Consider the following 26,734-nt stretch of genomic DNA (forward strand, 5'->3'; position numbering starts at 1 on the left):
TGGTTGGGGGTATGGAATAAAAATGGCTAAATTAAAGTTAAAAAACATTAAAAAAACAACAAATAAAAATATAAGGGAAATATATAAAGATTATTTAGAATATTGCATAAGCATAGGTCAAAGGGAAATGACAATCAAATCTAAACAAAGATTTGGAACATATGTACTAAATAAAGTTGTTAATTTAGAAGATAAAATAGAAACATTAACAAAAGATAAAATAGAAAATTATGTGAATAAAATGCGTAGAGAAGGATATAAAGGGAATACTTATCAATCTTTTGTAATAAAAACGAGAGCTTTTTTAACTTATTGTTTTAATCAGAATTATTTAAAAAGATTTGATGTAAAAATACCAAATATTTTATTAGAAAAAAAGCAAATTTATATGGAAGAGGAAATATTAAAATTATTAAAAAAACCTAATATAAATGATTGCTTAGTAGGGGATTTTAGGTCATGGGCTGAAATAAGCTTTCTATTAGGTACAGGATGTAGAGCTGAAACTTTATTAAATGTACATGTAGAAGATGTAGATTTTAACACAGATAGTATATTATTTAGGCATATGAAAACAAAAAGGCAAATTACAGTACCATTGTCTAATACTTTAAAAGTAACGTTAATAGAATATATACAAAGAACAGGGTTAAAAAAAGAAGATTACTTATTTCCGCTACTAAATGGAGAAAAAATGAATTATGATACTTGCCATCAGAATTTGCTTAATTATTTTAAACATAGAAAGGTAAAATTTCATGGTATTAATACTTTTAGGAATACCTTTGCTACTATGTTCATTAAGAACGGCGGCGATATCTACCGATTAAAAATTATATTAGGTCATTCTGAGATAAAAACCACAGAAAGATATATAAATCTATTGCCCCTAGAAGTAAAAAATGATATACAAAAATTTAATCCTCTCGATGTCCTTTCTAAAAAAAATATAAGAATGTCCGTTATGAGAGGAGGTAAAAGATAATGATTAATTATACGGTTATTGATAATGCTACTATTACCTCTAGCATCTCGGATAACAGTTTTAGAATTTATAATTTTCTTTTATCTATGTGCTATGGAAAAGACAAGGATTATTGTTATCCATCTCAAAAATATATTGCTGAAGAGCTCCATAAAAGCGTCAGAACCATACAAAGAGGTATACAGGAACTAGTCAAAGCCAAACTTATTAAAGTACGTAGAAGGGGCAGCATATCTAATGTATATACTATGCTGAAGAAAGCATTGCTTAATACTATAGATAAAGCAAAATCTGCCGTAAATAAGATTAAAAAGAATTATTCTAGTAAAAAGAAAAGTTTGTTCAATGACTATCCACAAAGAAACTACAATGTTAATGAGTTAGAAAGTCAGCTACTTGGGAAATCTGGTTATGATCCTGAAAAATTATTAATAGAATAAAATGAAAAGTAAAAGTCCCTCAAATATCTTGCAGGATATTTAAAGGACTAACAAATAAAGATCAAGAATTACTATCTACTTATATTGTACACCCAAATTTTGAAAATATAAATATATTGGGTTTATTAAAGTCACACTTTTTTAGATGCTTTTTTAGATGGATATTTTTGTAGGGCAATTAATTATTAAATCATTTTACAAAAATATCTTATTTTTTATATTCACAATTCTAAATTGAACCAATGGATATCAAATACATAGGTTAATACGACAAATCAAAAATTTCTAATACGAAATTAATAACAATTCTTAAACGACATGAATTATTTACAAATAAATACAATATAAGAAATATAAACTTAATAATATATATTTGAAAATTTTATATAAATAATTTACATTTTAAATATTAGATATTGATTCAAATATAGAATTATATGGATGCTTTTTTCTTATATTTTCAGCATTACCTTTCTGTTTAATCTCATCTTTTAAATAATCATCTATTGTTGATAAAGATAAACCAGTGAATTTTACAAGATCTTCAATCTTAATACCATTATGAAATAACTTTTTAATTAAAGACCATTTTATAAAAGAAGGAGTTAGCATTTTTTTCCTTTCATCAGATATCTCTTTTATATTATTAAATTGTTTACTTATTAAGTTATTAAATCCAGATTGATCCATTGATGAATATTCATCATGATATTTGCAGCAAATTAGATAGTTACTTTTAATATTTTCCTTTTTCCTTTTATCAATATATTGTTTAATAAGTTTAGATAGATTTTCATGTATGGGTATACACCTATCTTTAATACAAATTTGAGATTTCTCAAAATTTATATTTTGGATCTCAAGTTGTTGTATCTCTTTCAAATCTAATCCAGTATAAACGAGTAAAAGTAAAATTATTTCATTTCGTAAATAATTACGTTTATTTTTATAGCTTTTTAATAGTAAATATATTTCTTCTTTTGTTAAAGGTTCAATACTTTTATTATGTTCTATTTTTTTTAGTTCAAGGTTTAAGTCACATAATATACTTTCTTTATTTAATGACTTAAATGGATTTATATTATTTCCTTTAGCTAAAATCTTATCATAAAATCCTCGTATATAAGCATATTTATTAGTAAGTGTTGTAAGATAGTTTAAATTTCTTTTGCAATTATCAACTTTTTTCTTCTTAATTGTTTCTATTATAAACTTTTTAAAAGTGTTAGGTCTTATATTTGCTAGGTCAAAATCAATACCTTGCTCAGATAAATAATCAAAGTAATTATATAAAACGCTGTCATACTGTCTAAAGGAGTGAAAATTATCAAAAGTTAATCTATATTGTTTTAAATATCTAAAGTAATTAGTAACTTTTGTTTTAAATAAATATTTGTAAGAAAAGTACTTCAAATTATTTTTATTTCTAATTTTTGAATAATGTTCATCTTTTTTAATGGGTTGAAATAAATAGAATCTTAGAACTTCTTTTTGGTAACAATCACCATCTATATTATTATTATATAAAATGAATAAAGTTCCGTTTGTAAGTATACCCCATTCTATATTTTTACTATGCATATAAGATGTTAGTTGGGAACAATTTATATCTGTTAATTTATCATAACCATTTTTAACTTCTATATAAAATAATTTTTTGAAATTTTTATTTATATATATTGATATGTCTATTTTTTCTCTTGTCTTTTTATTGGCATTATCCTCATTTTTAATCCAATCTTTTTTATAACCTAATCCTTCTAAAAGTGGAAGCACAATTTGATGTCTTATATCTTCATGTCCTTTACTTAACATATTATTGTAATCATTTTTTACAACCTTTAAAGTTTGTTCTAACATATATATCAAGTCCTTTCTGTAATAATTTTTATTGATAAGCTATAGTATATTTGAATTTAAGATAAATTATGTATTTTATCGAAAAATAATTAGTGGAAATGTAGTTAAATATATGTAAAAGTATGTAGAGGATTTTTTCTGTGATTTGTAGAATAATTACAGAATGAAGAAGATGTTTTTATGGAATTAAAATTTAACAGCTTAGATGATATAAATAACTATTATAAAACCTTAAATATAAAACCTTATTGGGTAGAAGAATCGCTAGGATTCAATATTATAAGAGAGATAATATTAATATTTAATGATTTACATAATATATATCCTGATGTTGTAATTAAAGAAATTGGAGATTGTTATTCTTATGATAAAATTAGTAATCGGATTTGTATAAATAATATAAAAAATGTTATAGACAATGATAAATTATCAGATACTTATGAAAATGATACTGATGCAAAATTAAAAGCTAAGGAATATTTACTAAAGCAATTATCTATATATACTAACGTTAGAATTACAAAAAATTTGATGAAAATGGAAACAAATATTATGATTTGGGATATTGTGCTGTATATCATGCAGATAAGCAGAGTATAATTTTCAATCATGCAACATTATGAGATCATAAAGAAGATACTATACACGAATTTAGTTATGCATATTTGGTATATACTAGGTCGCCAAATTATGCAGTTTACAATTGCCGAAAACAGGGCGGTGCTTATAAGTGAATAGGTGGCTTCTTTATTGTGAACCGATAGTTTCAATAATATGAACAACCTATGGTTCTAATGGAGCGTAATATTCAATAGTCAAGTGTTTAATCAAAATTTAGTAATAATTCCTTAATAAATTTATTAGAAATCAAAGTAGCAAATCTGATATAGGTATAGTTGGTATATTGGATGGTTAGTGTAATGACTTTATATGAACTATTGTAAAAATTAATTATGTAGTATGTACATGAATTGTAAATCAAGGTAAAATAATAATTACAAGGATATCTATTATATTTTATACAAGGTTTAGAAAAAATTTAATTGGAGAAATATAAATGACTATAAAAAATAAATTGTTACAAATAAGATTACAAAAGGGATACAAGAAACAGAAAGATTTTGCAGAGTTTTTAAGTTTAGACAGTAATGATTATAATAGAATTGAGAATAATAAAAAGCAAGTGAATTTAGAAACAGCTTTTAATATTGCGCAAAAACTAAATATGAAAATAGAAGATATATTTTATAAGTCCCAAGACGAGAATTAGGGCTTATTTTTTATTATAAAAAAACTTAATATAAATACAATTTTACATAGTACAAATAAAGTTTTGCTTTATGGACATGCAATATTTAATATCTTACACATATATTTATATTATAAGAAACAGGTATATGTAGGAGGTATTAAAAATGGTACAAAAGATTATCAATCTATTATTAAGAAAGGTTGTTCCAAAACCAACAGACAGTAGGTATGTGGAGGACATTTTATATAATCAAATGGTTTACCCTATTTATTCAGAAGTCCAACATAAGCTTATTTATTGTTTAAAAAACAAACAAATTACAAGAGATCAATTAATAACTTTTAAGAACATGCTAAATGCGTGTGTCAGAAATCCTTATACTTATAAAGATAGAGATTGGAAAAATGATGCTCATGAAATATTTACAAAACTTAAAAGTCATTATATCAAACCAAAAGAAATGAAAAAGCTACTGAAATATATCAACCAATTTTACGCTGATATTCCAGAGCCAATACAAGAATTCAAAACAGTACCTTATTTAAAGGTAATTAAGTAAGCATATCATAGCTTATTGTTATTGAGGAAGAACATAGATTATAATATTGCATATCATAGCTTTATTTTTCTGTTCTTTCTCTTTATCTCTACATAGTATAAACAATTTCAGGGAGGTTTATTCAATGCTAGAAATTTTAGATTATTATTTATTTTATTCAGATCGATTATTAATTAATTTTCTTATACAGCATATATCAGCACAACAATTTTTTATGGGAACATTATTTGTTTCATTAGCAATGGATTGTACTTTAGGAAATAGTAATAAAAAGAAGAAGGTAAGTAAATAATGTTTGTAGAAATGGGTTTAATTGGTGGAGGTTGGTATTGTTACGATAGGATAAAAAATAAAGATATATATTATGTAAAAAGTAAAATTAAAAAAATGTTTGAAAAGAATAATATTGGTTATTACCCTATTTATAAAGTTAATCGTAAATTACCTTGGGGATATGAAGTATTAATAACATTAGGTGAACATGGATTTAATAAATTAAATAATTTGCAAGATGAAATACAAACTTCTATAGGCTATCCAATTATTATAGAACAAAGCTTAAATTATGAGTTGGGAATTATAAAAGTAATTGTAAATCAACCTGATACAGAGACAGTATTTGTACCAGTTAAAGTAAAACCTTATGAAATATTTGTATCTTTAAATAATACTAATCAAAATCTTATCGTTAATCTACAAAAATTCCCTCATGTCTTGGTTAGTGGGCAAACTGGTTGTGGCAAAACCGAAGAAATTAGATCTATACTTACTAATTCAATTTATTTTCATACTGCAAGAGATTTAAATTTATATTTTGCAGATTTAAGTGATATGTGTGATTTTGATATATTTAAGAATTGTAAACAGACAAAAGGTTATGTAAAAAATATTAATGACTCGTTAAAACTATTTGAATATTTAGATCATATGTACACTAAGAGATTAAATATATTCGAGAAAAATAATTGTAAAAATATCCAAGAATACAATAGTAGATTTTATGGTAAAAGAATGGCTTACAATTTTATCGTACTAGATGAATTTGCAGATTACTTTCCAACGACAAAGTTAGATAAGAATTATGAACAGAAGGTATTGTGTTACAACTATTTAAAGGAATTCTCACGTAAGTTTAGGAAAGTAGGTAGTTTCCTAATTATAGGAATACAAAGACCAGATACAACAGTTCTTGATCCAAATTTAAGAAGCTGCTTATGTACAAAACTAGGATTCTCACAAAATTCAGATGCTTCAAGTTTAACTGTATGTGACACCGCAGAATTAACCAATATAGAGAATAGGAAAGGATTATTGATGTATGGTAATAAGAGAGAATGGTTTTATAGTTTAGCTATAGATGATAATTTAATAAAAGAAAATATTAAAAATAGCATACTTGAGAATAGGAGTTCTTATACAGATTACAATAAATTTTTAAATACAAATAATAATGTAGTACCAATGAAAACCAAAAAATGTGAAAAGGATGATAATCCAGGTATTAAGAAAGATAGACCTAAAACTAAAATAAAGTTAAAGGTGAAAAAGAATGTTAAGTAAGCATAAAAGGGAAATATTAAATTTTATACAAGAGGAAGGAAGCATAACCATTCACCAATGTGCTAAAATTATATATCATGGACGGAAATATGGCTACGACATGGCAAGAAAAACACTAAGAAGTTTATATCAAGATAAAGCAATTGCACGTTATAGATATAATATGACAGCAGAAACAATTTATTATATTAACCAACGGTTAGGTATTCATGCACTGAAACTGTTAGATGTATATGCAGAATTTATTAATTTAGGTTGTACAATTGAAACTTTTAAAAAGAAATATAGAATTTATACTAATGGTAAAAAGTATAGAGAAATTGATGCACTACTAGAATTGAATTACCAGGAATATTTTATACCAATTATATTAGAAATAGATTATAGTCATATGACTTCAATTGAAAAATTAAAAGAGATATATAATTGTAGATATTTTCAAGAATTATATAAGCAGCAAATAGGAGAAAGTATATATCCACTAACTATAATTGTACGACCAGTTGTGGAAAATAGATTATTAAATGATAATGATTTTTCAATTTTGTACAGTGATTTTGATTTACCCAATTTGGCAAAAGCATTAGAGTAGACAAGTGTCTTTCAGTTCGGGTTGCCACCTCACTATTACATCTCATTTCATTATTTTATTGTCTTGTAAGAATCTCATAAAATCAATAAGTTAGAGTGTTAAAAAGTACCTTAGTAATAGTAATTACATTGGTACTTTTTTTAGGTATTATATTTAGTATAAAATAAATAGAATTTACCCATAATGTTTAATAAGAGGTGGTAAAATGTTTTTAGTAGATATATTATTTTTTATTATAGATAATTTTACTTTAATATTAATTGGTATTGGATTAATAATAATAATATATAGTTGGATTACCATATTTGTAAATAAAGATTATAAGTTTATAGCAGATTACAGTAGAAAGTATAAAAATAGAGTTTTAACTATAAAGGACTTAGATAAAATTAAACATGAAATTGAATATATGGAAGGTAGACAATTTGAGAGATTTTCTGAATGGCTATTTAAAAATATAGGCAAATATAAATCTGTTACTCTAACGCCAGCAGCGAATGATAAAGGCAGAGATTTAATTTTAATTGATGCTGACGATAACACTATATTTGTTGAGTGCAAAAGGTATACAGAAAATGCAACAGTTACAGAAGATTTTATGATTGGTAGAGAGATATGCCAAAAGTTAGTTGGAGCAATGGTTGCAGATACTATAAAGCGAGGAATTATAATTACTACAGGAAATATACATCAAAATGCATGGGATTATATAGTTAAATTAGAGAAGAATAGTGATATTAGAATAGAAATTATAACGTTAAATGATATTATGAGAATGATTAAAAAAATAAACAGTCCAGAAGTTTTACATGTTGTCGGGGCTTGAATATTAATTTTATTTTATAGATATTTAATAAAAGGTAGCGGGATCACCGAATGACCAATACAGCAAATCTATAATAGATTCTATAGCAGGTTCTTCTTTACATAGGAATGTAAAATATCCATTTTTATATCTGTTATATATAAATTTTGCATATTCATAATAACAAACATAATTAATATTACATTGTGATAGAAGTTTATATAACTCTTTATCATTTTTCTGAATATTTTCTTTAAGAATAAAATCGTTTAACATGGTAGCTTCTAAAAAGGGCATTGTTTGTTTTTTAGTAAATGTTCTTGGTCTACAAATATCTTCTTTTAATAAGAAACTATTACATGGCATAATATTATCTCCTTTAAATTGATCTTATAGCATTTTATGTTTAAAAGGATAAATTATTCAAAATTATTCAGTTGTTTAGCAGAGGAGTCTCCCTTAATTTATAGAATATTTACAGTAAAAAGGGAAGATGAGAACATGGAAGACGAGATAATTAAATTATTGAAGGAAATTAGTAGTAAATTAGATGATATTAAAAGTGAATGCACCAGTATTAACCTGAATACGTATGATATTGACAAAATTAAAGAAACTACAGAAAAGATTCAAGAAAAAGTAAAACATCTTTAAGAATTAATGGAACATAAAAAGTAAGGTAGAGGATTATTCTTCTACCTTTTCTTCTACAAATTCAACTAGGTTTTCTACTTTACAATTAAAAAATTTGCACAATATATCTAAATGTTCTCTAGATATCATTTTAAATGTGTTGTTGCAATAAGCAGAAATAGTTGCCTGTCGTATTCTTGTTAACTGAGATAATTCTCTTTGAGATAGGTTTTTTTCAACCATCTTTGAAAGTAGATTCATTTTTATCAATAGTATCACCTCCTGCAAATATTATACTATAGATGATACGAAAATAGTATTGACATTGTGATACGAAAATAGTATCATAAAATTATAAGATAAATAAAAAAGTACCTAACCCGAAGGTGAGATACTAACTTAGACAATTAGATTATATCACTTTTATGGTTGGAAAATCAATAATAGGAGGCGAAATTATGTGTTTGGCATTAGAGTATACAGAACAAATCACTAATATATTACGAGATGCTTCAAATGAAAAAAAGCGACTATATAATCTTGTACACAAATGTGATTTAAAAACTTGTGATTTACTGCATGAAATAGAATTAACTGATATAAAGGGAATGTATCATGCATGGCTAATTATCAAGGAAATTAAACAAGTTCGTAAAATTAGGAGAAAAGCTAAAGATGACCTTGAAATTATAAGTCAAATAGATTCTTTTACACGTTCTCAAAAGAAGAAATTTGAACATATGGCGGGAAGTATCAATAATAAAATTAAAAAGTTGGAGAAAAGGCAGTATCACGTAAGGGTTCAAGAAAAAATACAAGATTATGTTTAGGGAGGAGGAGTAATATGAGCAATATATTTGAAGTTAAAAAAGAGCAGTTACAGGACAAGCTTGGAGAAATTGTACCGTTTGATTATGTACCGCAACAAGGAGAGGATAAGCAGCACGTATTTACTGCTTACATTGAGGGAACAATACCTGTAAGGGTAAGAAGTAAGCTAACCTATGAAGAATTTTGTAGAATATGTTAATTGAATAATAAGAGGAGGAATTATTTAAATGAATGCAGTGATGAATAAAGTTAGAGAGTATGCTGAAAATGAAAAAAATGAATTTAAGGATATAAAGGTATATGAGGCAACACAGAGAGTACAAGTAGAAATTAATAGAAAAGAATTAAAAAAACAACTAAAAAAGTTTGAAGGTAAAGATGTAATGGTTGATCTAATTGGAGAGGTTTCAATTCCGTTATTTATGAATGAATTAGAGATAGGAGAATTTAAGGATATAAAAGGTAACTATAGAATGGAATTATCATCTATAGATGAAAAACCTTATACTTTTATAGATGTAGAGGACGTTTACTGTATATATGAAAACCTGTTACTTGGTGGAGTAAGCGTATTTTTTAGAAGTGGAACTGAATTGGATATAGCTGTAAATGAATAAAACTAACAATATGACAAAATAATAGTTATTGAGCTAAAGTAGTAGCATTTTATGAAAATAAGATAGAAATTAGAAAAAATGTGTTGACATGGATATGATTAGGTAATATAATAATAACCGTTAAGTAAATAAAGAAATTATTGCCATGTGGCGTTTTTATAGTCGTAAGTGCTATTACATAGAGAAAAATAGAATAGTTTCGTGATTAGAATTAATTTGATGTTAATTCTATTAGGTGAACTATTTATATTATCTCTATATAATAGCACTTTTTTTACTTAAAATTGAATAGGAGGGAGATAAACAATATAAAAAATACCAATAAAATAATTTTTGAAATATTTTCTGAAACAATATTGACTGAAACAATATATCGTGGTAATATTTAATTAAACAATAAATATTGTTTGAAACAATACAGGAGGAATGAATTAGGTTGATAGGATTAGAATATATTTTAAATCTTTATAATATGCAACATCAAGAATTGGCAAAAAAATTAGGTATAAAAAAGCAAAATATTAATCTGTGGATTAAAGGAAAACAAAATGTATCTAAAAAATATTTACCTGTTCTTTCAAAAATATTTAATATTCCAGAAAAATATTTTCAAAAGGAACTGGATGAAATAGATAGAATGGAAATTCAAAATATAAAATTGAATAGTGAACTTAAAAATTCGGAATATGAATATGAGGACACAATTACAGATCCAGACACAGGAGAAGAAATAATTGTAACACAAACTAGTATAGATGAAGGTGCATTATTTGATTTTAGCTTAAATAGTTACAATTTGAATCAAAAAAAACTTTTAATAGCTATAAAAGATTCAATGGATAGGCAATTTGAAGAAAATAATGATGAATATAGGGATTATGGATTAGGTCACGCTAATGAAATATTAGAATTATATGAAAGGTTTTTAAAATTAGTGAATAATACAGATATAGATAATAACACTATAAAAAGAGTATTAATGGGTGTACAACTTGCTTATGGAAAAATTTTTGATTCCGAGAAATTTGTTAGAAAAATTGCTAAAGATATAAAAGAATATAATAAGGAAAGTAAAACATGGTGAAGGTTAAAAAATATATGCATTGAAAGAAGGTGAAAAATTATGGATAGAAAAGTAAAAAGGCATGGAAAAATACCATACCCCCAATAAAAATATAATTTTAAATGTAGAGTTGAGTTTGGCGACACTACTCTACTATATGTAATTTAAAAATCATTTATATTATATCACAATAACTAAGTTTTAAACACAAAATTAAAGATGAAATTCAAGGAGGAAAATGAGTATGAAAAAAGTAAGTGTAAGTGGATATGCAGTATGCGAGGTAATACAAAAGGTAGAAGTAGAGGACAATGCAACCGAACAGGAAATAAGGGAAAAGGCAGAAGAAGAATTTAAAGGATTAGAAGAATATAGCGATGGTAGTGTAGGTGTCTCTGGTAATGCAACAATACATGATATAAGTGATGGAGAAGTAAATTTTACAGAAAGTTATAACGAACTTGTACCTGCACCAATGATATTAGATGATGCTGATTTTGATATTAAAACTAAGTATAAGAGTAAAGAAGCAAGGGAGCATTTTTATATTAATAGTTGGAAAAAGCAATATCCAGGGCGACAGTATCCAACAACATCCAAAACTGCAACTTTAGGCCAAGCTATTAAGTGGAATAAAGATTATATATTGCAATTGGTACATCTTGTACAGAAGGAATATAAGGATTATCCAGAAGGATGGTATTGCCAAATTTGCATAGATAATCAGAACCATGATATATACTCTACAACTTTTATAAAAGAAGGTACTGATATAAAGGTATTTTATAAAAAAGCTACAGAAATTATGAAATTGTATACGGAACAATTAGAACATATTACTGATGAAAATGTTGAGAAGCAGATAAACCATGTATTGGATGAAGTACATTAATTACTTATAAAAATATTAAGAAAGAGAACATATTATGAAGATGTAGCAGGGAGTGAAGATTATCTTCATTTCCTTACTACAACAAAATTAGAGAGTATACAGGAGGACTTTATATGGGGCGAAATAAAAATTTTTTCTTTCAAAACCGTTATTTCATTTCAGGTGTTAGATTTTCGACGGCTTTGGAAAAACCTGAGAATATGGGGAAAACTGCAATAAGTATAACTAAAGAATATGGAATTGATAGCAATATAAGTTGGAGGTTTAAAAAACCCAATAAAGATCAAAATGAAAAAGGAAATCTGCAAATTGATTTAAGTAAGGTAAATGTATCAAATTCAAATACTGAACCAATATGGATGGATGTAGATCTTAAAATAATACAAATTACAAAACAAATGATAAATGAAGGTATGAGTGATGAAGAAATATCTAGTAAAATTTATTCAAGATTAGTGGAAGGTGGGGTAAATATGGAAAATAAAAAAATAACTAAAAATATAAGTGCAGATATTGGAAATAACTATGCAAAGGGAAGTATAGATGATAAGGTTCTTAGTTTTGTAAATAAAGTAAGAAAAGAAAGACAAGTTAATAAATTAGCAGATAATGATTACATTCAATTAAGTGATGAACAAGGATATTATGTTATAGCTAATGATGATGATAAATTTGAAGAAAGTCAATCTAAGAAGGATAAAAATTTTATACCAACTCTTTACTATTTGATTTGCAGAGCTTTATTTTTAGATAAAATAGATGCAGATGAAGTTGATGTGAATTTATCTATGCTTACACCAATTAACCAAGCTAATGAAACGCAAGAATATATTAACAAAATAAAGGAAAAAGATAGCTACATGTGTACTTATAGAATAGATAAAAATGAAAATACTTTAATCATAAATATAAAAAATGTAGAAATGTTTTTAGAAGGAGTTGCAAGTATACCATTAATTGAAAATCACAATGGAATGCAAAGTATCTGTGACGTGGGATCTAAAACGATAAACCTGATAAAAACAAGGAATAATCGTATTCTTACAGTAGATACAATAGATGATTTAGGTACTTTTGAATATTATGACAAGCTTATAAACAAGATTGATAACAGAACGGTAAACATATCTAATATACAACAATTAATAGAAGATGGGATTTGCAGTCATGATAAAAGTTTATTAAAAGAATATCTAAAAAAAGTATTAAGTGAAACAAATAAGGTTGTAAAATTTGATACTTGTGTCAATGTTAATTTTACAGGTGGTGCTATGGAATTATTTAAATCACAAGGGCTTAATTTTGAAAAAGGTAATATTAAAGTAATGGAAGATCCAGTATTTACAAACGTAAGAGGTTCTAAGAAGTTTTTAGATACTAAATATAAAATAGCAGCAGGTGAATAATAATGGCTGATGATAGAAGAGTTAATATGTATTTTTCTGAAAGAAAATTTATTGATGATGCTATATATCAGTATTTTAAAGATATGCCAAATAAACAAGATATTATGAAGATGGTTTTATATGAGTATGTTAAAAGTAAAAATGCTGCATCTCAAAATTCCGTTACGGAAACTACAAAAAAAGTACATGAAAATAGCACTAATACTACACATAAAAGTGTAAATCCAGTTACTAATAATTCACGTAAAAAACACAAAGATGTTACGAAAGAGACACAAGAATCACACAATAGTGTTACTAAAGATACACCAATTAGTGAAAATATGGTTACTGACAATACACAAAATAAACACAAAAAGGAAATTAAATCTACCCAAACTGGTGATAAGTTTAATGCTGCCGATCTTATAACTGAAGAAGAAGTTGAGAATAAAGATATAAATAATAATGAAGTTGATTTAATGGCTATATGGAAATCACAAGATAGTTTTATGAATAAGTAAATTATTAGAAAATTGAAAGGTTAAAAGGTGAAAAATTATGAATGGATTAATAAAATTAAAGGAAATTGGATTAAATTCAAATGAGATTGTTATTGCTGATGCACCTAGATGTAAAAATGATGATGCGTCAATGGTTTTAATGGGTAGTAACTTTAAATCAAAAGATGATTGCATAGGATGGGCAATTAGTACATGCAATGATTTTAGTGATCCGAATAGATTTTTCTTTATCAAGTGGAAAGATAATACAATTACTGTAGGAATTAATAATCCAATTTTTAAAGAAGAACCAGAATATAAATGGAAAATATACAATTGGGACAATACGAAAACAAAGTATGTGAAAGAACTTAATGAAAAGTATATTGATGTACATTATGCATTAGTTATTCAAGAAAATGAAGATGGAGATTTTAATTTAATTACAGAATAATACAAGAAGGTCATAGAGGGACAAACTATCTTGTCCTTCCTGAATCTTATTATAAAAATGGGTTAAAAAATTTAAAGGGGGATAATGAATGGCAGAAGATAAAATGTATAAAATTTTAAGATTAAAACTAAAGAATTGTAAGAGAATGGTTAATAAAGAAGGAAAGCAAACAGGTGTAGAAATTAGAATTAATGAGAATAAGTTAAAGAAGTCATTTACATTAGTAAAAGAACCTGAAACAATTAGAATTATTAAAATTTTAGCACCTGATAGAAATAGTCAAGATTTGAGTGGATTTACTTATGTTAAAGATTTAATTACTATGTCAGTTAATATTGATAAATATAGAGATATTATAAAATCTGATTCTGGATTGGTTAATATAATATTTACACGAAAACCGAAGCTAAATTATAAAAAATTTAACGGCAAAATTAAAAATAATAAGTTTAATCGTACACGCAATAAATCTTTAGAAAAATACAAATATAATATGGATATAGAATATAAAAATGAATTGTTTAAAAGGTTAATGGCTAGTTCAGGTAACGTTAGGAATAAAAAAGTGGTATTTATAAGAGAAGGATTATTTGATAAGATGAATAAAATTCTATTGTGCGGTCTTCCAGAAGATATGGAGCATCCTGCATTTAGTAAATTTAATTCTTATTATGCTATGGCTTCTACAGACAGTACACCAGTTATAACTCCCAATTTTGTTGTTATAGATGATTATGCAAGGAAAATTGAAGAAGTTTTTGATTATGTTAAAGAAAAGGAGAAAGTAAATAATAAAGATAATTATGAAATTGAAGAAGGTACTGAAAAAAGTAAAATTGAAATAACTCCTTTTGATGGTGCGGGATTGGTTGATGTACGTTTAGCTGAACAGTGGAAGGAAAATTTAGGACTTGATTATTTACCCTCTAGTTGGCAATTTAGAGCTATCCCAGGGATTAAAGGCAATGTATATACTTTTGATTTGAAGAAGTTTGCAAAGGAATTCAAAAGCGAAATTAAAGACGTATTTGGACATACATGGGACTTATTTAAAGATAATATTAGCATGATTCTGACTAAGAGCCAGTTTAAATTTTATAAGCAGTATGATGAAAATTTTGGTCAAGAAGAAGCTTTTACAATATGGAAAAGTAACTTTGATAAAGAATTACATGGATATAAAAGGACGTTTAATATATCTAAATATTCAGAAAAAAATTTAAAGCATGAAGTTTTATTGAGTTATCAACCAATTCAATCATTAGAATTATCAGACGATGATATTAAAAATTTATGCAGTAGAACGGCTAAAAAGATTAAAGAGATAAGTACGGATGTAAATGAATTTTTAAAGTATAGAGGTGTAATTAATTCTCAAGAAAATGAAATAGGAGAACTTATATGTCAGAAAAGGATACCTCCATATTATAAGGCATTAAATGAAAATAAAGATTTATTTTATGATAATTATATTCAACAAAAAATCAAAGAGGATATAAAAGGTTTTAAAAAAAGAACACTTAAAGGATGTATTTTTGTGCCAGGTAATTATCAAACTTTAATACCAGATGTGTTTGCACTAGCACAATATGCTTTTGGACTAGAAGTTACAGGTGGATTAAAAGCTAATACAATATATTCTAAATATTGGGTTAATGAGTATATAAATTATTTTACTAAAAAATTAAATGATAAAAAAGAAAATATGAAATGTGGATATGATTATAATAAATATTTATCAATGAAAGAAAAACTTAAAGAATTAAATATGAAGATTGATGTTATAAGATTTCCTCATGTTAGCAATGAGCATTTTCCAGTTACCGTTGTAGAGCAACCTAATGACTATTACAAATATATGACTGAAGGAATAGTTACTTCTATGTATGATAGTTTAGCTTTACATATTGGGGGAGCTGACTATGATAACGACCATGTACTTAGTACAAATGATAAAACACTTGTAAGATGTTCAGTAGAGCAAAAAACAAATACTATAGTCCCAATATCATTAAAAGATCAAGAAAATGATGAAAATAAGATGCATAAAATAACTGATATGGATGAAATAATAGATACAGATATTAGGGGTATGAGCAATAATATAGGAAAAGCCGTAAATAAAATAACTAAGTTATGGAGTGTAGTTCCTAAAGATGATAATGAAAGAACTAAAGTAAGAAGATATATTAAAATTATGAGTGTTGTATGCAGTAAAATAATAGATTTTGCGAAAACTGGTAAAGCTGCAACTATCCCTTGTGAAATTGAAGAATATTTAAAAAATATTCAAAAGCCATATTTTCAAAGATATATATACAACCATGAAGTTAGTAGAGAAAAAATAATGAATGAAAATAGAGAGCTATATGGTGAAGATAAGAAGTTTATATTTTCTGATACCAATTGTGTAATGAATAGATTATGTCACTATATGGAAAAGGAAATAGCTAATATAGATGATGAATTAAAAAAGAATAAAGAAGAACAACTTGAAGAAAAAGCAGAAGATATTACTTGTTTCTATAGTGAGGAAAATACAGAGCAATTTAAAGATAAAAAATATGATAATAGTGTGTCATACACAAAATATATAAAACCTTTGTTAAAAGATTTAAAGAAAGAATATGATGAAATATCTAAGTATAATAGTCAGGAAAATAATAATATATTTTGTAGCAGCGATATAAAACAAGAACACGATGATAGATATAAAATATTTTATACTTATGCAAAGATGGAACTGATGAATATTTTAGAACATAAAGAATTAAAATTGACTAAAGAAAAGTTACTTGATTTTATTGTATTTGCTTTTTACAGAGATAAGGATTTTAATAAATTAGATAAATCTCTATTATGGAATTGTTTTGGTAGTGAACTATCTCGCAGGATAAAAGGAAAATCTCTTGTAGTAAAAAAATCTAAATTAGGTTATGAAGATAGAAAAGAGAAAATATCAAAACTTAAGAAGATCAATAATAAAAAGAATAAAATTTATATTAGTATATTTAAGAATGAAGAAAAAGATAAACAAGTAGAAATTTTTGATAGTGAATTAGATGTTTTCAAAAATATAGGAAATAAAGATGAAAGAAATCTTCTTAAAGCATTATATATTATAAGCAAATTCAATAAGGTCTTTAAGGGAGAATTTTGTTTTGAAATTGAGCAAAATAAGAAGGGTGCAATTACTAAAATACATATATGTAAGTTGGCAGATATTGATAGTAGAAAATATTTTGATATATTAAAAAAAGTTATTATTAATCACAATGATATTATTACTGTAGAACATAGTACAGATTTTTCAAAAATTATTTGTAAATTTAAAAGAGGCAAATTCAAAGAGGAAGGTCAGAGTAAGAAATATATGGATATTAATGAATGTAGAAATAGGTTTAAATAGTACCCTAAAAAACGTTGGAATGTAAAACTTAAACAAGCCCTTTAATATTAGGGGTTTGATGGGATATTTGCAAATATTACTATAGGAGATAGGTACACCCTATACTATCAATATTATACACCTATAATTATATAATATCAAGTGATTTTGTACTTTTATTTTTTTACAACTAAAAATAGATATGAATTCTAAGAAAATAAGTAAATGAGAGGTGATGAAAAGTGCTAAAAAATGAGCTTATAAAACAAATTAAATATTTAAAAAATTTCAAGGGTATAACGTATACTTGGATTGGTAAACAGGTAGGGCTTACAGGAACACAAGTATCACATTTTATAGGTGGAGGTTATTTGTCTAAAGAAAAAGCAAATAATTTAAATGAGTTTATTGAAGGATTTTTATATGAAATAAACTCAATAAATAAAAAATTAAATTAAGGAGAGTGAACATTTTGAAGTTAGAAGAAAAAAGAAAAGCAAGAGAAGAAGAATTAAAAAAGAAGCCGACAGATGAATTATATGATTATGTTTTTAAGAAAAAGTATACTGAAAGCCAACTGGATTTATATTTTGACATAATTGAAAATCAAAAATACTTTATTAATGAACTAAACAATGTTTGCAATGAAGAAAATAAGATGATAAGAGATATTTTTGATGCTAAACATTGTCAGGATAATATACTTGAAGCTGAAGCAAAAGCCGAAAATATTCAAGCAAAATTGCAAGAGATTTCGAATGAAATGAATAACAGAGAAGGAGAGGAATAATTTTGAAAATAAGTGATTTTAATCAGGATAGAGAACTTCAATTTTACATTGATAAACAAGGTAAGGAACAATCAAAAATAGTGGAACCTGGATTAATAGGTAAAATTAAATTTCATACTTTAAGTAAAGAACTACTAAATAAAGTAAGTGCTGTAATTAATACGGGGAAAGCAATTGAATATGATGAGTTGACTTATAAGGTAATTCCCATAATTACTAATGTAGAAATGGATATATCACTTCAGGATTTTAAAGCATTATTAAGTTTGCCACCCAACAACCTATTTATCCAATTTATAGATCAGATTAACAATCAGTTTATAAATTTAGTTCAAAGAGTCAATAAATTTAAACAAGATATAAGCAAGGTAAATAATGAAATTAATGAAAGTATCAAGAATTTACCAAAAGATATTAAAGATAAAGTTGAGGAAGCACAAATGACTGATGAGGATAAACTTAAAAAGTTGGAACAATTATATTCTGAAGAAAAAGATTCTAAAAAGAAGCATGATCTATTATTGCAAGTAGCTAAGTTGCAGCTTCTCATAGAAAATAAAGATAAAAAAGAATAACTTATGGAAGGAAGAAATTATATGAAAAATTATGGTACATATGATTTAAATGGTAATAATGCAATTTTTGAAGATAAGAATGGTAATACATTAAATATTAGAACAAAACATGCAAAAGGAGATGATTGGATATCTATTGATGAAGCAGAAAAATTAGCATACTGGGCTATTAAAAATGGAAATCCAAAGGGATACAATCTACTGGAGATAGTTACTAAATCACGAATTAAATATAATTGTAAAAAGAAATAAAAGGATCTTAGTTTAAGGATTATAAAGATTATAGGAGGTTTTGGAGTAATGAGAGATATTAGAGGAAGTACAAAATTGAAATATGAAAGGGATGAAAAGATGGGAAATAATACATAAATCTACTCTTCTTTAGAGTAGATGAGAGTAGATTTAAGAAATAATATATAACTAAGAAAAAATTATGAGTAAAATACAGAAGAGTTAGAGAATGTAATATATTCCTTAACGAAAATGAACAAATACATAGAACAAATACCTAAATGGTGGACTGAAGAAGGTGAGTATGACCTTTGTCTTTCGGATGATATTGACAGTTTAATGTCTTGTTATTATTTATCTTTATATAAAAAATGGAATATTAAATATTTTTATGATTTTTATAAAACATATAAAAGCAAAGATTATACAGGTGATAAATTAATCGGTGTAGACATGGATATTTTAAAAGGTCGTTGTCTTGGAAACCACGTAGTCTACAATGATAATGAAAATTGTATTAATTTGAATAGGTTTGCAGGAATTGGATTTACAAACTATACAAAGAAATTTGCTGGAAACAGCATTATCACTGTCTTATCATTATTAAATATCAGTGCAGATAATTTTACACAGGAGCAATTAGAAATATTATTAGCAATAGATACCATGTTCAAAAGCTATTATTTTGATAAAGACATAGCAAAATACTACATAAGCGATGTCCTAGGTTATCCACAATTAATCCATATACTAGAAAAACATACACAAGAATATTTTTATAGGATAATGGATGAATACTCTTTGTATTCAGATATTAAATGCAAAGATGGATACCTACATACAAATATAAAACTAAAAGAATTAAAAAAAATATTTAATATTCGTTTAGAACTCCCTAAGCAGGAGTTTTTTGTTTGCCAAGAATTCAAACAAGGCAAAGGAATACCAATAAATAATACAAATTTATTTAGTTTTGCACGTACATATCGGAACAGTGGTATATACAGCTACTACATATAAAATTTAAATTAAAATATAGAAAAAGGAGAGATTTATATATTATGAAAAAGAAATTAAATGATGTATTACAAAATATGATGGGTGCTATAAATATAGGACAGCAGATTTATCTAGGAGAAGAAGGTTTAGATGTAACTGAATTATCACAAAACAACGGATATATTGTATTGAAAATAACAGATGGTGAGGACAAATACCAGTATACATATAAATTAAAGCAAGACGATACAGAGGAAACAATTATTCGTGGCCTTATTGATTCAGTATATCAGCAGAATTTGTTGCCCCTAAAACGTGAAATAAAGAAAGCAAAAAAATATCTCAATAGGAAAATACAAGAAATATATCAATGTGAATATAAACTGGAAAATTTACGAAACAACCAAGATTATGATCTAGTGAAAAAATCACAATTATTGGCTGAAGAAGATGTAATCAATCATGAGATATATCTTAAATATAGAGAATTAGATTCAAATAAAGTTGATATGGAACAATTTAGCATATATAAAAACATATTATTTGAATCTCTTAAGGAATTAAAGAGGGCTGCATAAATACATATAAAGGAATAAGGATATTGGAGGGGGATGGCCAATAGATAAAGGTTATTCTCCTCTAGTACATAAGGAGATGATTTTAATGAATGCAACTTATAACATACAGAAAAAATATATGGCTCAAGCAATGAGCTATTTGGGATATAGATATTATAAATTCAATACAGAAAATGGAGTTATCTATTCATTTGAAAGAACTCCAGAATTTATGGATGCATTGCATGAACTGGTTAATTTAAAGAAAAATTATGGAAATAAGTATGAAGGATAAATTACGAAAGGGTGTATAGATTATGAAAACAATAACTGATTTAGTAAAAGAAGATTATAAAAACTGGAAATTTGGACAAGGTGCAATTATATTAGATGGTGCTACAGGTAGCGGAAAAACGTCCTTTATACTAAATACCTTAGCAAAATATTTGCAATCAAGAAATGAAAGAATTTTATATTTAGTTAGTAGAAAAAAATTGCAGGATGATTTATTAAGATTTGTAGATAATTTAGATTTAGATGATACCATATACGTTACTACATATCAATCAATTCAAACAAGATTAATAAAGCATAAACCGCTTCAGTATAATTATAAATATATTGTTTATGATGAATGCCATTATTTCACATCAGATGGCTGGAACCGCTATACTGATAAAATATTTGATTTTTTTAAAATGGAACAAAATAGTGCTGTCAATATATTTATGTCTGGTACTGGAGAAAATATATTTAATTGGTTAAAAAATAAAGGATTTACTACTAGAAAAGAAAACATATATACTATTCCATATAACTATGATTATGTTGAAAAAGTAGTATTTTATTATGATGATAGTACAGTTGAAGACATATTTAATAATTTAAAGGATAACGAAAAATGCATATATTTCAGTAAAACATTAGATAGAGCTAAAAAATTGTTTGATAAATATAAGAATAAAGCAAATTTTATTTGTAGCAGGTTTTGTAGATATAGAAAATACAATCAGGATTGTATAAAAACCTATAGTAGGGATTTAATAACTTTTGAAAAACCTATATTAATTACTACTACAGCACTAGATGTTGGAGTATCCCTTATAGATAGAAATATCAAATACATAATAACTGACTTAAATAATATAGACCAGTTACAACAATGTTTAGGAAGAAAAAGGATTATTGATACTACAGATACCTGTATATTTTATATTAAAAATCATAGTAAAAAAAGTTTGAATGGTTCTATACGTACAATTAAAAATGCAGTACTGGAAGATGCTAATAAATATTACTATGACCGAGAAAATTTTGTTAAAGATCATACTAGAGACATAGAAAACAACCCTTGCTTCTATTATGCTAGACCAGAAGAAATTGATAATACTCAAGAACAGAATAGTAAAGCAGGAAATTTAATGTTTAATTATTATACATATATTTACTATTTGATACAGCTTAAGAATTTAAAGAAAGCGGAAAAGATTGGATTTGATGAATTTGTATTAGAACACTTAGGTTCAACTATTAGAAAAATTGAATATCTTGAAGAAATTGAAAAACAACAGAAACAAGATGAATTATTAGTGTATTTAGATAGTATTGTAGGTGAGAGATTATTTAAAGATAAGCAAAAAGAATTAATTAAATTAATAGGATTAAAAGATAGTAGAGGTAGGATACAAAAATCTATTAAACAATTTAATGCTTATTTTGAAGCAAATAAGATGGATTATATTATTAAAAGTAAGAGAGTTAAAGTTGAAGGAAAATTACATACTGTATGGATAATTGGTAAAATTGATTATGATAATAGCAGCGGTATCAAAAATGTGGAGTGACCTATATTATATAGGATAATCCACAAAAGTGATACCGCTTTAATATAGCTTTAAATAATCAAAATAGATTTAAAAAAATAAAAAATAATCTATATGGAGGACGCTAGTCCGACAAAAGGTGAATTGCGGTTCTTTGCAATTTACCTTTGCTCTTGATCTTCAACTCAATATAAAAATAATATTTATTATTGTCTCCGACGGTTTTTTCGATTTATTAAACTTTATTCAAGTTCCACGCCTTTAAGGGCGTTCCACTTTCACAAAGATTTAATAAATCGAGGATAGAATTTTTTGATTTTTATAGAAAATTACACTAATATTATATGTGTAAATATTTTCTATAATAGATGGAGATGAATTATGAATACAATAACAAGTAATGATGATTTACAAAAATATAATTATACAAAAATATTCTGTGTAATTGAACTTAAAAATAATATAAATAATAATTGTGAAAATTATAAATCGTATTTTGATATATGTATTGATAAATTTCAACAGGAAAATTGTTATATTGGACTTATACACATCGAAAAATTTAATATGGAAAAAATAAAAAAACTTAATATAGAAAAAAAAGATTATTCACAATGGAATTTAGAGATAGCGATTAATGAAGCTATTAAATGGACTAAATGCTATGATCTTGTTTGTGATTATTGTAAATGTTTATCTTTCTTTACTTCTTTAGAATTAGATATTAATAACTCTGGAACGGCAATATTTACTTGTGATTATTTTAATTTAGATGTTTCATATGGTATAAATGAAGGAATATTTATAGCAAAAGCTTTATGTGAATATGCGAAAATATATGGATCTGAAACTCTTACAATCAAGCAAGTAAACACTACATTACCTAAACAACAATTTGATATTGATAATATTTCATTTTTTATAGAAGCCACTTCTAAGCATGATGACATATCTAAATACATATTGCTTTATTATTTCTTTGAAAAAATTTATGAATCTAAAGATTTTAAAAAAGCAAAGTGTGATTTGGAAAAAAAATTAGGACATGAATTAAAAGTAACTAAATATAGGGCAAAAATATTATTTTATTATCTACAATCAAAACGTATTTATGATTATAAATGTCATTTTCAGACAAAAAACATATGTGAAAAAGATATAGAAGATATAATTATCACAAGAAATAATATTGTACATGATTTAAATACTAAAGAAATGCATACTGTGTTATATGAAAAGTTGTTACCGATTATTAAAGCAATTTTAGAAAATTCATTTCAACATAATTTATAAAGGATAAGTTTAAAATTTTATATTAAATATAGGAAGTGTAGAATATATGAGAAATTATTTGTTTTATACTAAAGGAGATTTACGCAGTACAATTGAAGCACATAAGCAAAATATTAAGAAAGATATAGAAGGCCAGGAATCTAATTATATATTAAATGTTAATGAGGATGATTATATTGATTATTTATATAATAAATATATAATTAACCAATTAATTTTGCATGATGAACAAATAAGCATAGTTGATCAAAAAGAAAGGAATATAGATGTTTCACATGAATGGGATCGAGTAATATTTGATAGAAGTCAACCTTATTATGTGAAGGGAAATTCTATTACTATTGGAATACCTTATGAAGGAGATAGAGATTTATTTTATTTAAGACCTTCTACATTTTCAACTGTTTTTCCTATAGGAGTTATTACAAATAGTGATTTGTTACTTGTTTATGAAGGAGCAAATTTAACAAGTAAGGGAATAAAAGATAATTTAAATAGTGACATTAGAACAATAAAAGATTATATATCATGGACTAATACAGATATAAAACCTTTTAATGATAATTTAAAAAGTTACTTGCAAGAATTATTTACTAATAGGAAAAATAAGTTATTAAAAGATTTAAATTTAGTATCATCGTTAGGGATTCCTTTAAGAAAGAATACTGAATACGTACAAACATATGTGATTCCAACAAATAAGAAAACTGTAAAAATAGCAAAACCTTTAGTAAATAAAAAGACATTTGTACCTGAACCAAGTATTGATATGTCAACATATGAAGATATTCTTGGTACGTTGAATAATATGAGTATGGTTATGGAAAGGTGTCCTGAAGCATTTAGTAAAATGGATGAGGAATCTTTAAGGCAGCATTTTTTAGTTCAATTAAATGGTATATATGAGGGCAAAGCTACGGGAGAGACATTTAATGCAAATGGTAAGACAGATATATTGCTACGAGAAAATGGTAAAAATGTATTTATAGGAGAATGTAAGTTCTGGAAGGGCGATAAAGTATTTATTGACACTATAAATCAAATTTTAAGTTACATGTGTTGGAGAGATACTAAAGGAGCTATACTAATATTCAATAGAAATAAGAATTTAAGCAATATTTTAAACAAAATACCTAAATTAGTACAAGCACATCCTAATTTTAAAAAAGTAGTTAACATACAGCGAGAAACACAGTTCAGATATATTTTTACTCAACCAAGTGATAATAATAGAGAAATATTATTATCTATAATGGTATTTGATATTCCTGCAAAAAATGAAATTTAGAAGATTATATAAAATTTGAATTTTATTGCAACTTATCTACTACATATGGTATATGGATTATAACATACATACAATATATAGTATGTTTTTACTGTAAATTAAATTTACATTTGTAGTTGACAATAGAGAAGATACTCCAAAATAAGCGTACAGGCATACCAGTAGATTTTAAATCGACTACTTATATTTATATTATCTATACATTCAAAGTACTGTAGTAGCTTTATATGTTTAATATAACCATATATCTATGTGAAAGGGTAATTATATAAGAGATAGGTATATTAGAAGTTCCATGTAATATAGTACATTATCCTGAATTTGATGAAAAGACAGGAACTCCAAGAGAGGATATGATATTAGAAGATTTAATAAGTACAAATATCATGCAACGTGGAATAGGGAACTGCAATCCTATGAAAATGGCTAAATGTATTATGGAGCTTGAAAGGATTTATGGAATTAGACAAGGTAGTGCATCTGATGGAAGTAATCAATATATAAAAAAAGCTGACCCGAATAATTCGGCTGAGCAAAAATCTCAAGAACAATTAGCAAAACAAATAGGTATTAGCGTGGATACATTACAAAATTATAAAAAACTTACAACATTAATACCAGAATTACAATCAATGGTTGAACATAATGCTTTAAAATCAACTACAGCATATAAGATATGGGCTAAATTATCTCAAGAAGAACAAGAAAATTTTTTTAATATACCTCTATACGGCTTATATAAGTGTTTTAAGATGTTTTATCACGTAAAGGTATAATTTTTAGTATAATATAGAATTATGTGGCTTATTAATGGATAACTATAACGTGTCGCTGATATCGTTACACCTGAGAGTATTACAAATATATAATAGTAAGGTTCTCAAAAGGACATTATTAAATACAGCGTTCCCTTGCCATGGGTTTGCATATAAAATTAACTGGTATTCATTTAAAGGTCAGTTATAGGTATATTCATAATAAGGATACCTAAGTTTGGTAATCTATTAAAGCATATTGCCAAAATGGCATCACGTTTAAAACAGGTCGGTTCAAACGGTATGTTTTCTTATAAGAATAATCCCCAGAGTTGGGGAAAACAGGTGATATTTATAGGGAGTATTACTACCTAAGTTTAATTTAGTCAGTTTTTTATCATCCTAATTTGATATCATTTTCAGTGATAACGGATTTTAAATCTATCAGTAGTGTCATAAGTTTAATTTAGGATATAGGAAAATTAATTATATTCGTTACCGTTCCAAACGTTAACGAATACCTAAGCATATTAAATGCAGCGGAACTTCTCAACATATCAGGAGAAAAAAATGGATGTCCTTCTCAGGGATAACCAATTATATG

At 25.7% G+C, this 26,734-nt stretch carries 33 protein-coding genes; 30 read left to right on the plus strand and 3 right to left on the minus strand.

From position 1 onward, the window contains the following. Positions 1-22 precede the first annotated feature (22 nt). Positions 23-985, plus strand: coding sequence for a tyrosine-type recombinase/integrase (locus tag CLRAG_RS16565; protein WP_065079415.1), 963 nt, complete (start codon positions 23-25; stop codon positions 983-985). Further along, positions 985-1,425 (plus strand): helix-turn-helix domain-containing protein, encoded by a 441-nt coding sequence (locus CLRAG_RS16570; protein WP_065079416.1) that lies wholly within the window; start codon positions 985-987, stop codon positions 1,423-1,425. The genes CLRAG_RS16565 and CLRAG_RS16570 overlap by 1 nt, the downstream gene beginning before the upstream one ends. 402 nt (positions 1,426-1,827) lie before the next feature. On the opposite strand, the gene CLRAG_RS16575 is transcribed toward CLRAG_RS16570, so the two are convergent. After that, positions 1,828-3,285 (minus strand): tyrosine-type recombinase/integrase, encoded by a 1,458-nt coding sequence (locus CLRAG_RS16575; RefSeq protein ID WP_065079417.1) that lies wholly within the window; start codon positions 3,283-3,285, stop codon positions 1,828-1,830. 180 nt (positions 3,286-3,465) lie between these two features. Between CLRAG_RS16575 and CLRAG_RS16580 the strand changes: the two genes are divergently transcribed. From CLRAG_RS16580 to CLRAG_RS16605, 7 genes are all read left to right on the plus strand, one after another. Beyond that, positions 3,466-3,885: a hypothetical protein gene (locus CLRAG_RS16580; protein WP_065079418.1), complete on the plus strand. Its 420-nt coding sequence runs from the start codon at positions 3,466-3,468 to the stop codon at positions 3,883-3,885. Between the two features lie 457 nt (positions 3,886-4,342). Continuing rightward, a complete protein-coding gene (locus tag CLRAG_RS16585; RefSeq protein ID WP_065079419.1) occupies positions 4,343-4,555 on the plus strand; it encodes a helix-turn-helix transcriptional regulator in 213 nt (70 codons plus the stop codon). Positions 4,556-4,700: 145 nt separating this feature from the next. Further along, a complete protein-coding gene (locus CLRAG_RS16590; RefSeq protein WP_065079420.1) occupies positions 4,701-5,096 on the plus strand; it encodes a hypothetical protein in 396 nt (131 codons plus the stop codon). Positions 5,097-5,220: 124 nt separating this feature from the next. Next, positions 5,221-5,388, plus strand: a complete 168-nt coding sequence (locus tag CLRAG_RS20670; protein ID WP_154105012.1) for a hypothetical protein — start codon at positions 5,221-5,223, stop codon at positions 5,386-5,388. After that, entirely contained in the window at positions 5,388-6,656 is a 1,269-nt protein-coding gene (locus CLRAG_RS16595) for an FtsK/SpoIIIE domain-containing protein (RefSeq protein WP_065079421.1), read from the plus strand. The genes CLRAG_RS20670 and CLRAG_RS16595 overlap by 1 nt, the downstream gene beginning before the upstream one ends. Further along, positions 6,646-7,248 carry a hypothetical protein gene (locus CLRAG_RS16600; protein ID WP_065079422.1) on the plus strand — a complete coding sequence of 201 codons (603 nt, stop codon included), beginning with the start codon at positions 6,646-6,648 and terminating at the stop codon, positions 7,246-7,248. The genes CLRAG_RS16595 and CLRAG_RS16600 overlap by 11 nt, the downstream gene beginning before the upstream one ends. 205 nt (positions 7,249-7,453) lie before the next feature. Further along, on the plus strand, positions 7,454-8,074 hold the full coding sequence (locus CLRAG_RS16605) for a restriction endonuclease (protein WP_065079423.1): 621 nt from the start codon (positions 7,454-7,456) through the stop codon (positions 8,072-8,074). Between the two features lie 24 nt (positions 8,075-8,098). Here CLRAG_RS16605 and CLRAG_RS16610 read toward each other — a convergent pair whose 3' ends face one another. Further along, the gene (locus tag CLRAG_RS16610) at positions 8,099-8,419 is read right to left on the minus strand and encodes a hypothetical protein (RefSeq protein WP_065079424.1); all 321 of its coding nucleotides are present in this window, start codon (positions 8,417-8,419) and stop codon (positions 8,099-8,101) included. Between the two features lie 135 nt (positions 8,420-8,554). Between CLRAG_RS16610 and CLRAG_RS20675 the strand changes: the two genes are divergently transcribed. Next, entirely contained in the window at positions 8,555-8,707 is a 153-nt protein-coding gene (locus tag CLRAG_RS20675) for a hypothetical protein (protein ID WP_154105013.1), read from the plus strand. Positions 8,708-8,740: 33 nt separating this feature from the next. On the opposite strand, the gene CLRAG_RS16615 is transcribed toward CLRAG_RS20675, so the two are convergent. Beyond that, positions 8,741-8,947 (minus strand): helix-turn-helix domain-containing protein, encoded by a 207-nt coding sequence (locus CLRAG_RS16615; protein ID WP_338030892.1) that lies wholly within the window; start codon positions 8,945-8,947, stop codon positions 8,741-8,743. 197 nt (positions 8,948-9,144) lie between these two features. Here CLRAG_RS16615 and CLRAG_RS16620 point away from each other — a divergent pair, with 197 nt between their 5' ends. The 20 genes from CLRAG_RS16620 to CLRAG_RS16715 all read left to right on the plus strand — a co-directional run bounded on the left by CLRAG_RS16620 (position 9,145) and on the right by CLRAG_RS16715 (position 26,151). After that, on the plus strand, positions 9,145-9,516 hold the full coding sequence (locus CLRAG_RS16620) for a hypothetical protein (RefSeq protein WP_065079426.1): 372 nt from the start codon (positions 9,145-9,147) through the stop codon (positions 9,514-9,516). Between the two features lie 14 nt (positions 9,517-9,530). After that, a complete protein-coding gene (locus CLRAG_RS16625) occupies positions 9,531-9,716 on the plus strand; it encodes a hypothetical protein (protein ID WP_065079427.1) in 186 nt (61 codons plus the stop codon). A 28-nt stretch (positions 9,717-9,744) separates the two neighbouring features. Further along, a complete protein-coding gene (locus CLRAG_RS16630) occupies positions 9,745-10,134 on the plus strand; it encodes a hypothetical protein (protein WP_065079428.1) in 390 nt (129 codons plus the stop codon). A gap of 436 nt (positions 10,135-10,570) precedes the next feature. Further along, positions 10,571-11,218 carry a helix-turn-helix domain-containing protein gene (locus CLRAG_RS16635; RefSeq protein WP_065079429.1) on the plus strand — a complete coding sequence of 216 codons (648 nt, stop codon included), beginning with the start codon at positions 10,571-10,573 and terminating at the stop codon, positions 11,216-11,218. 223 nt (positions 11,219-11,441) lie between these two features. Beyond that, entirely contained in the window at positions 11,442-12,089 is a 648-nt protein-coding gene (locus tag CLRAG_RS16640; protein WP_065079430.1) for a hypothetical protein, read from the plus strand. Positions 12,090-12,202: 113 nt separating this feature from the next. After that, positions 12,203-13,495: a ParM/StbA family protein gene (locus tag CLRAG_RS16645; protein ID WP_065079431.1), complete on the plus strand. Its 1,293-nt coding sequence runs from the start codon at positions 12,203-12,205 to the stop codon at positions 13,493-13,495. A 2-nt stretch (positions 13,496-13,497) separates the two neighbouring features. Continuing rightward, positions 13,498-13,998, plus strand: coding sequence for a hypothetical protein (locus tag CLRAG_RS16650; protein ID WP_065079432.1), 501 nt, complete (start codon positions 13,498-13,500; stop codon positions 13,996-13,998). 37 nt (positions 13,999-14,035) lie between these two features. After that, on the plus strand, positions 14,036-14,431 hold the full coding sequence (locus CLRAG_RS16655) for a hypothetical protein (protein WP_065079433.1): 396 nt from the start codon (positions 14,036-14,038) through the stop codon (positions 14,429-14,431). An 88-nt stretch (positions 14,432-14,519) separates the two neighbouring features. After that, the gene (locus CLRAG_RS16660) at positions 14,520-17,840 is read left to right on the plus strand and encodes a hypothetical protein (RefSeq protein WP_065079434.1); all 3,321 of its coding nucleotides are present in this window, start codon (positions 14,520-14,522) and stop codon (positions 17,838-17,840) included. Positions 17,841-18,061: 221 nt separating this feature from the next. After that, positions 18,062-18,277, plus strand: a complete 216-nt coding sequence (locus CLRAG_RS16665) for a hypothetical protein (RefSeq protein WP_065079435.1) — start codon at positions 18,062-18,064, stop codon at positions 18,275-18,277. Positions 18,278-18,291: 14 nt separating this feature from the next. Beyond that, complete coding sequence (locus tag CLRAG_RS16670; protein WP_065079436.1) at positions 18,292-18,609, plus strand: hypothetical protein; 318 nt, start codon at positions 18,292-18,294, stop codon at positions 18,607-18,609. A gap of 2 nt (positions 18,610-18,611) precedes the next feature. Then, positions 18,612-19,184: a hypothetical protein gene (locus CLRAG_RS16675; RefSeq protein WP_065079437.1), complete on the plus strand. Its 573-nt coding sequence runs from the start codon at positions 18,612-18,614 to the stop codon at positions 19,182-19,184. 21 nt (positions 19,185-19,205) lie between these two features. Next, the gene (locus CLRAG_RS16680) at positions 19,206-19,436 is read left to right on the plus strand and encodes a hypothetical protein (protein WP_065079438.1); all 231 of its coding nucleotides are present in this window, start codon (positions 19,206-19,208) and stop codon (positions 19,434-19,436) included. Positions 19,437-19,667: 231 nt separating this feature from the next. After that, positions 19,668-20,435, plus strand: coding sequence for a hypothetical protein (locus tag CLRAG_RS16685; protein ID WP_065079439.1), 768 nt, complete (start codon positions 19,668-19,670; stop codon positions 20,433-20,435). A gap of 41 nt (positions 20,436-20,476) precedes the next feature. Beyond that, on the plus strand, positions 20,477-20,992 hold the full coding sequence (locus CLRAG_RS16690) for a hypothetical protein (RefSeq protein WP_065079440.1): 516 nt from the start codon (positions 20,477-20,479) through the stop codon (positions 20,990-20,992). A gap of 85 nt (positions 20,993-21,077) precedes the next feature. Beyond that, positions 21,078-21,266, plus strand: a complete 189-nt coding sequence (locus CLRAG_RS16695) for a hypothetical protein (RefSeq protein ID WP_083985780.1) — start codon at positions 21,078-21,080, stop codon at positions 21,264-21,266. Positions 21,267-21,288: 22 nt separating this feature from the next. Next, positions 21,289-22,815 carry a DEAD/DEAH box helicase family protein gene (locus CLRAG_RS16700; protein ID WP_065079442.1) on the plus strand — a complete coding sequence of 509 codons (1,527 nt, stop codon included), beginning with the start codon at positions 21,289-21,291 and terminating at the stop codon, positions 22,813-22,815. A 360-nt stretch (positions 22,816-23,175) separates the two neighbouring features. Continuing rightward, entirely contained in the window at positions 23,176-24,087 is a 912-nt protein-coding gene (locus CLRAG_RS16705; protein ID WP_065079443.1) for a hypothetical protein, read from the plus strand. Between the two features lie 46 nt (positions 24,088-24,133). Further along, positions 24,134-25,375, plus strand: coding sequence for a hypothetical protein (locus tag CLRAG_RS16710; protein WP_065079444.1), 1,242 nt, complete (start codon positions 24,134-24,136; stop codon positions 25,373-25,375). Between the two features lie 353 nt (positions 25,376-25,728). Further along, on the plus strand, positions 25,729-26,151 hold the full coding sequence (locus CLRAG_RS16715) for a hypothetical protein (RefSeq protein ID WP_083985781.1): 423 nt from the start codon (positions 25,729-25,731) through the stop codon (positions 26,149-26,151). Positions 26,152-26,734 lie beyond the last annotated feature (583 nt).

The organism is Clostridium ragsdalei P11, assembly GCF_001675165.1.
Taxonomy (GTDB): domain Bacteria; phylum Bacillota; class Clostridia; order Clostridiales; family Clostridiaceae; genus Clostridium_B; species Clostridium_B ragsdalei.

Excerpts from the sequence above, each read along its gene's own strand:
- CLRAG_RS16565 (WP_065079415.1), top strand. The coding sequence starts at position 23 with ATGGCTAAATTAAAGTTAAAAAACATTAAAAAAACAACAAATAAAAAT.
- CLRAG_RS16570 (WP_065079416.1), top strand. The coding sequence starts at position 985 with ATGATTAATTATACGGTTATTGATAATGCTACTATTACCTCTAGCATC.
- CLRAG_RS16575 (WP_065079417.1), bottom strand. The coding sequence starts at position 3,285 with ATGTTAGAACAAACTTTAAAGGTTGTAAAAAATGATTACAATAATATG.
- CLRAG_RS16580 (WP_065079418.1), top strand. The coding sequence starts at position 3,466 with ATGGAATTAAAATTTAACAGCTTAGATGATATAAATAACTATTATAAA.
- CLRAG_RS16585 (WP_065079419.1), top strand. The coding sequence starts at position 4,343 with ATGACTATAAAAAATAAATTGTTACAAATAAGATTACAAAAGGGATAC.
- CLRAG_RS16590 (WP_065079420.1), top strand. The coding sequence starts at position 4,701 with ATGGTACAAAAGATTATCAATCTATTATTAAGAAAGGTTGTTCCAAAA.
- CLRAG_RS20670 (WP_154105012.1), top strand. The coding sequence starts at position 5,221 with ATGCTAGAAATTTTAGATTATTATTTATTTTATTCAGATCGATTATTA.
- CLRAG_RS16595 (WP_065079421.1), top strand. The coding sequence starts at position 5,388 with ATGTTTGTAGAAATGGGTTTAATTGGTGGAGGTTGGTATTGTTACGAT.
- CLRAG_RS16600 (WP_065079422.1), top strand. The coding sequence starts at position 6,646 with ATGTTAAGTAAGCATAAAAGGGAAATATTAAATTTTATACAAGAGGAA.
- CLRAG_RS16605 (WP_065079423.1), top strand. The coding sequence starts at position 7,454 with ATGTTTTTAGTAGATATATTATTTTTTATTATAGATAATTTTACTTTA.
- CLRAG_RS16610 (WP_065079424.1), bottom strand. The coding sequence starts at position 8,419 with ATGCCATGTAATAGTTTCTTATTAAAAGAAGATATTTGTAGACCAAGA.
- CLRAG_RS20675 (WP_154105013.1), top strand. The coding sequence starts at position 8,555 with ATGGAAGACGAGATAATTAAATTATTGAAGGAAATTAGTAGTAAATTA.
- CLRAG_RS16615 (WP_338030892.1), bottom strand. The coding sequence starts at position 8,947 with ATGAATCTACTTTCAAAGATGGTTGAAAAAAACCTATCTCAAAGAGAA.
- CLRAG_RS16620 (WP_065079426.1), top strand. The coding sequence starts at position 9,145 with ATGTGTTTGGCATTAGAGTATACAGAACAAATCACTAATATATTACGA.
- CLRAG_RS16625 (WP_065079427.1), top strand. The coding sequence starts at position 9,531 with ATGAGCAATATATTTGAAGTTAAAAAAGAGCAGTTACAGGACAAGCTT.
- CLRAG_RS16630 (WP_065079428.1), top strand. The coding sequence starts at position 9,745 with ATGAATGCAGTGATGAATAAAGTTAGAGAGTATGCTGAAAATGAAAAA.
- CLRAG_RS16640 (WP_065079430.1), top strand. The coding sequence starts at position 11,442 with ATGAAAAAAGTAAGTGTAAGTGGATATGCAGTATGCGAGGTAATACAA.
- CLRAG_RS16645 (WP_065079431.1), top strand. The coding sequence starts at position 12,203 with ATGGGGCGAAATAAAAATTTTTTCTTTCAAAACCGTTATTTCATTTCA.
- CLRAG_RS16650 (WP_065079432.1), top strand. The coding sequence starts at position 13,498 with ATGGCTGATGATAGAAGAGTTAATATGTATTTTTCTGAAAGAAAATTT.
- CLRAG_RS16655 (WP_065079433.1), top strand. The coding sequence starts at position 14,036 with ATGAATGGATTAATAAAATTAAAGGAAATTGGATTAAATTCAAATGAG.
- CLRAG_RS16660 (WP_065079434.1), top strand. The coding sequence starts at position 14,520 with ATGGCAGAAGATAAAATGTATAAAATTTTAAGATTAAAACTAAAGAAT.
- CLRAG_RS16680 (WP_065079438.1), top strand. The coding sequence starts at position 19,206 with ATGAAAAATTATGGTACATATGATTTAAATGGTAATAATGCAATTTTT.
- CLRAG_RS16685 (WP_065079439.1), top strand. The coding sequence starts at position 19,668 with ATGAACAAATACATAGAACAAATACCTAAATGGTGGACTGAAGAAGGT.
- CLRAG_RS16690 (WP_065079440.1), top strand. The coding sequence starts at position 20,477 with ATGAAAAAGAAATTAAATGATGTATTACAAAATATGATGGGTGCTATA.
- CLRAG_RS16695 (WP_083985780.1), top strand. The coding sequence starts at position 21,078 with ATGAATGCAACTTATAACATACAGAAAAAATATATGGCTCAAGCAATG.
- CLRAG_RS16700 (WP_065079442.1), top strand. The coding sequence starts at position 21,289 with ATGAAAACAATAACTGATTTAGTAAAAGAAGATTATAAAAACTGGAAA.
- CLRAG_RS16705 (WP_065079443.1), top strand. The coding sequence starts at position 23,176 with ATGAATACAATAACAAGTAATGATGATTTACAAAAATATAATTATACA.
- CLRAG_RS16710 (WP_065079444.1), top strand. The coding sequence starts at position 24,134 with ATGAGAAATTATTTGTTTTATACTAAAGGAGATTTACGCAGTACAATT.
- CLRAG_RS16715 (WP_083985781.1), top strand. The coding sequence starts at position 25,729 with ATGATATTAGAAGATTTAATAAGTACAAATATCATGCAACGTGGAATA.